The 3045-nt window shown below is 50.9% G+C and carries 2 protein-coding genes, 21 tRNA genes and 1 rRNA gene; 23 read left to right on the forward strand and 1 reads right to left on the reverse strand.

What is annotated here, in order from left to right; genetic code table 11:
• The first annotated feature begins 132 nt into the window (after nucleotides 1–132).
• From rrf to FPZ49_RS34965, 23 genes are all read left to right on the forward strand, one after another.
• Nucleotides 133–249, forward strand: a 5S ribosomal RNA gene (rrf, locus tag FPZ49_RS34850).
• A 50-nt stretch (nucleotides 250–299) separates the two neighbouring features.
• Nucleotides 300–376: transfer RNA gene (locus tag FPZ49_RS34855), tRNA-Ile, on the forward strand.
• 14 nt (nucleotides 377–390) lie between these two features.
• Nucleotides 391–466: transfer RNA gene (locus tag FPZ49_RS34860), tRNA-Ala, on the forward strand.
• Between the two features lie 4 nt (nucleotides 467–470).
• Nucleotides 471–546, forward strand: a tRNA-Asn gene (locus tag FPZ49_RS34865).
• Nucleotides 547–551: 5 nt separating this feature from the next.
• Nucleotides 552–639: transfer RNA gene (locus FPZ49_RS34870), tRNA-Ser, on the forward strand.
• A gap of 18 nt (nucleotides 640–657) precedes the next feature.
• Nucleotides 658–731 (forward strand) — tRNA-Met (locus FPZ49_RS34875).
• 3 nt (nucleotides 732–734) lie between these two features.
• Nucleotides 735–822, forward strand: a tRNA-Ser gene (locus tag FPZ49_RS34880).
• An 18-nt stretch (nucleotides 823–840) separates the two neighbouring features.
• Nucleotides 841–912 (forward strand) — tRNA-Glu (locus FPZ49_RS34885).
• A gap of 9 nt (nucleotides 913–921) precedes the next feature.
• Nucleotides 922–997 (forward strand) — tRNA-Val (locus tag FPZ49_RS34890).
• Between the two features lie 19 nt (nucleotides 998–1016).
• A tRNA-Met gene (locus tag FPZ49_RS34895) sits at nucleotides 1017–1093 on the forward strand.
• Nucleotides 1094–1107: 14 nt separating this feature from the next.
• Nucleotides 1108–1184: transfer RNA gene (locus tag FPZ49_RS34900), tRNA-Asp, on the forward strand.
• A gap of 11 nt (nucleotides 1185–1195) precedes the next feature.
• Nucleotides 1196–1271: transfer RNA gene (locus FPZ49_RS34905), tRNA-Thr, on the forward strand.
• Nucleotides 1272–1275: 4 nt separating this feature from the next.
• Nucleotides 1276–1361, forward strand: a tRNA-Tyr gene (locus FPZ49_RS34910).
• A gap of 144 nt (nucleotides 1362–1505) precedes the next feature.
• A tRNA-Gln gene (locus FPZ49_RS34920) sits at nucleotides 1506–1577 on the forward strand.
• A gap of 11 nt (nucleotides 1578–1588) precedes the next feature.
• A tRNA-Lys gene (locus tag FPZ49_RS34925) sits at nucleotides 1589–1661 on the forward strand.
• 18 nt (nucleotides 1662–1679) lie between these two features.
• Nucleotides 1680–1762 (forward strand) — tRNA-Leu (locus tag FPZ49_RS34930).
• A 9-nt stretch (nucleotides 1763–1771) separates the two neighbouring features.
• Nucleotides 1772–1843, forward strand: a tRNA-Gly gene (locus FPZ49_RS34935).
• 15 nt (nucleotides 1844–1858) lie between these two features.
• Nucleotides 1859–1932: transfer RNA gene (locus tag FPZ49_RS34940), tRNA-Cys, on the forward strand.
• Nucleotides 1933–1947: 15 nt separating this feature from the next.
• Nucleotides 1948–2021, forward strand: a tRNA-Arg gene (locus FPZ49_RS34945).
• Nucleotides 2022–2034: 13 nt separating this feature from the next.
• A tRNA-Leu gene (locus tag FPZ49_RS34950) sits at nucleotides 2035–2114 on the forward strand.
• 1 nt (nucleotide 2115) lies between these two features.
• Nucleotides 2116–2192, forward strand: a tRNA-Pro gene (locus FPZ49_RS34955).
• A 9-nt stretch (nucleotides 2193–2201) separates the two neighbouring features.
• A tRNA-Gly gene (locus FPZ49_RS34960) sits at nucleotides 2202–2272 on the forward strand.
• A gap of 187 nt (nucleotides 2273–2459) precedes the next feature.
• Nucleotides 2460–2645 carry a hypothetical protein gene (locus FPZ49_RS34965; RefSeq protein ID WP_144855326.1) on the forward strand — a complete coding sequence of 62 codons (186 nt, stop codon included), beginning with the start codon at nucleotides 2460–2462 and terminating at the stop codon, nucleotides 2643–2645.
• 231 nt (nucleotides 2646–2876) lie between these two features.
• Here the strand turns inward: FPZ49_RS34965 and FPZ49_RS34970 are convergent.
• The coding region (locus FPZ49_RS34970) for a transposase (RefSeq protein ID WP_186446294.1) at nucleotides 2877–3045 on the reverse strand (169 nt) is incomplete at its 5' end.

Genomic DNA, 3045 nt, shown 5'->3' on the forward strand with positions numbered 1-3045 from the left:
TAGATAGGTTCGGGGTGGAAGCGCGGCAACGTGTGGAGCTGACGAATACTAATCGGTCGAGGGCTTATCCAAAACGATTCAGCAAGCTTTGTTTCGAATCCAGTTTTCAGGGTGCAAATCCTGAACAATCCGTTTGGTGATGATGGCGGAAGGGAACCACGCGTACCCATCCCGAACACGACCGTTAAGCCTTCCAGCGTCGATGGTACTTGGACCGCAGGGTCCTGGGAGAGTAGAACGTCGCCAAGCAACTGAGGAGCCCACCTGGGGTGGGCTCTTTATTTTTTCCAAATCATCAAGGGCCTTTAGCACAGCTGGTTAGAGCGCACCCCTGATAAGGGTGAGGTCGGTGGTTCGAGTCCACTAAGGCCCACCATATTAAATACCTTTGGGGCCATAGCTCAGCTGGGAGAGCGCCTGCCTTGCAAGCAGGAGGTCAGCGGTTCGATCCCGCTTGGCTCCACCAATGTTCCCTGATAGCTCAGTTGGTAGAGCACTCGACTGTTAATCGAGTTGTCACAGGTTCGAGTCCTGTTCGGGGAGCCATTCATGGAAAAGTGTCCGAGAGGCCGAAGGAGCACGATTGGAAATCGTGTAGGCGTCACAAGCGTCTCGAGGGTTCGAATCCCTCTTTTTCCGTTGAAAGTGTAATATTGTGGCGGTGTAGCTCAGCTGGCTAGAGCGTACGGTTCATACCCGTAAGGTCGGGGGTTCGATCCCCTTCGCCGCTATATGGAGAGATACCCAAGTGGCTCAAGGGGACCCTCTGCTAAGGGGTTAGACTGCGTAAGTGGTGCGAGGGTTCGAATCCCTCTCTCTCCGTTCGAGAAAACTCAATAAGGCCCGTTGGTCAAGGGGTTAAGACACCTCCCTTTCACGGAGGTAACAGGGGTTCGAATCCCCTACGGGTCATGTTTTTATGGAGGCTTAGCTCAGCTGGGAGAGCATCTGCCTTACAAGCAGAGGGTCGGCGGTTCGATCCCGTCAGCCTCCACCATATATATTTTTCTTGCTGACGCGGGGTGGAGCAGCCCGGTAGCTCGTCGGGCTCATAACCCGAAGGCCGCAGGTTCAAATCCTGCCCCCGCAACCAATATTTCTTAGTGTGGAGCGGTGGTGTAGAGGCCTAACATGCCTGCCTGTCACGCAGGAGACCGCGGGTTCGAATCCCGTCGGCTCCGCCATTAATTTATTTGCCGCTGTAGCTCAATTGGTAGAGCAACTGACTTGTAATCAGTAGGTTGGGGGTTCAAGTCCTCTCGGCGGCACCATCACGGAGGCTTAGCGAAGTGGCCAAACGCAGCAGACTGTAAATCTGTTCTCGTACGAGTTCGGTGGTTCGAATCCATCAGCCTCCACCAGTTTTTATAGGGACCTAGTTTAGGGTTCCAAAACCTTTGGGTACGTACTGCTTCCCCTGTGCGGCGGTCGTGGCGAAGGGGTTAACGCACTGGTCTGTGGCTCCAGCATTCGTGGGTTCAAGTCCATCGATCGCCCTTTTTCATTGGGGATTAGCCAAGCGGTAAGGCAACGGACTTTGACTCCGTCATGCCAAGGTTCGAATCCTAGATCCCCAGTTTTCTAGTATGAGCCATTAGCTCAGTTGGTAGAGCACCTGACTTTTAATCAGGGTGTCGTAGGTTCGAGTCCTACATGGCTCACTTTTAATGATCTCATGCGCGGTTGTGGTGGAATGGCAGACACGCTAGATTCAGTTTCTAGTGGGGTAACAGCCGTGGAGGTTCGAGTCCTCTCGATCGCATTGTTTTATGCGGAAGTGGCTCAGCGGTAGAGCATCGCCTTGCCAAGGCGAGGGTCGCGGGTTCGATTCCCGTCTTCCGCTTTTATTTTTTGAATTGGCGCCATAGCCAAGTGGTAAGGCAGAGCTCTGCAAAAGCTTTACCCCCAGTTCGAGTCTGGGTGGCGCCTCCATAAAGCATTTATTTTGTGCCCTTAGCGCAGCCGGATAGAGCGTTTGACTACGAATCAAAAGGTCGGGAGTTCGAATCTCTCAGGGCACGTATTAATGAATAAGCCGGTATGGCGGAATTGGCAGACGCGCGCGACTCAAAATCGTGAGGGAAACCGTGGGGGTTCAAGTCCCTCTACCGGCATCGGGACGTAGCTCAGCTTGGTAGAGCACCTGGTTTGGGACCAGGGGGTCGCATGTTCAAATCGTGTCGTCCCGACCACATATAGATGCGGATGTAGTTCAATGGTAGAACTCCAGCCTTCCAAGCTGGTAGCGTGGGTTCGATTCCCATCATCCGCTTAAGTTTGAGGGACCTATAGTTATGTAGGTCTCTTTTGTATTTATTCAACAACTGATTTCAAAATAAAGTGAGTGATACGCTCCGCCGAACAGTGAAAGGATTACGCAATTTGAGCTTGGAGTAAAATTCTCTTATTGGTTACAAACTATAGGGGATTGCGACTTCATGAATGGTAGGTGAGCAGAATTGACGGAGCAAAAAAGTAAAGGGCATGTGGAATTTAGGCAACCTTCTGTAAAGCTGGTTGCCGATATTCGTGGGGATGCGCAAATGCGTGAGAATATTGACGATATGCAAATGAGCGATGGTTATCCAGGATCATGCGGCTTAGTCAGCAGCGATAAAAGGAACACGGTCAGGAAATCTGATTAACGAAAATAGCCCCACATTACGAAGCTGCCGAGTAGGTTAGATCGCTTGTATCGTTAAGCGACTGAAGCGTGTGCGAATTCCTAAAGAGAGGTACTTTATGGTTGGCCATTGATGCCGCCAAGACGAACTTAACTTCTAGTAGATTACATTGAAAAAAGGAGGCTGTCTCATAAGTAACTTTTCGGGACAATCTTAGAGAGAAACAAGGGAAACAGTTGAAAAAGCAAAGAGCTAAGCGGCATGTTCTCGCTTAGCTCTTTGCTTTTTCACGTCCACTGCTGCTTTCTTTAGCAAATTGTGGGCAAGCGAAAGCCATCCGACCTCTAGACTTACTTTGGGTAAGCCTCGAAGCAGAAACCTTTTGAAGCCTCGGTTGTTTTTCATATCGCCAAACACGGGC

The organism is Paenibacillus cremeus, from assembly GCF_007786445.1.
GTDB lineage: Bacteria > Bacillota > Bacilli > Paenibacillales > NBRC-103111 > Paenibacillus_G > Paenibacillus_G cremeus.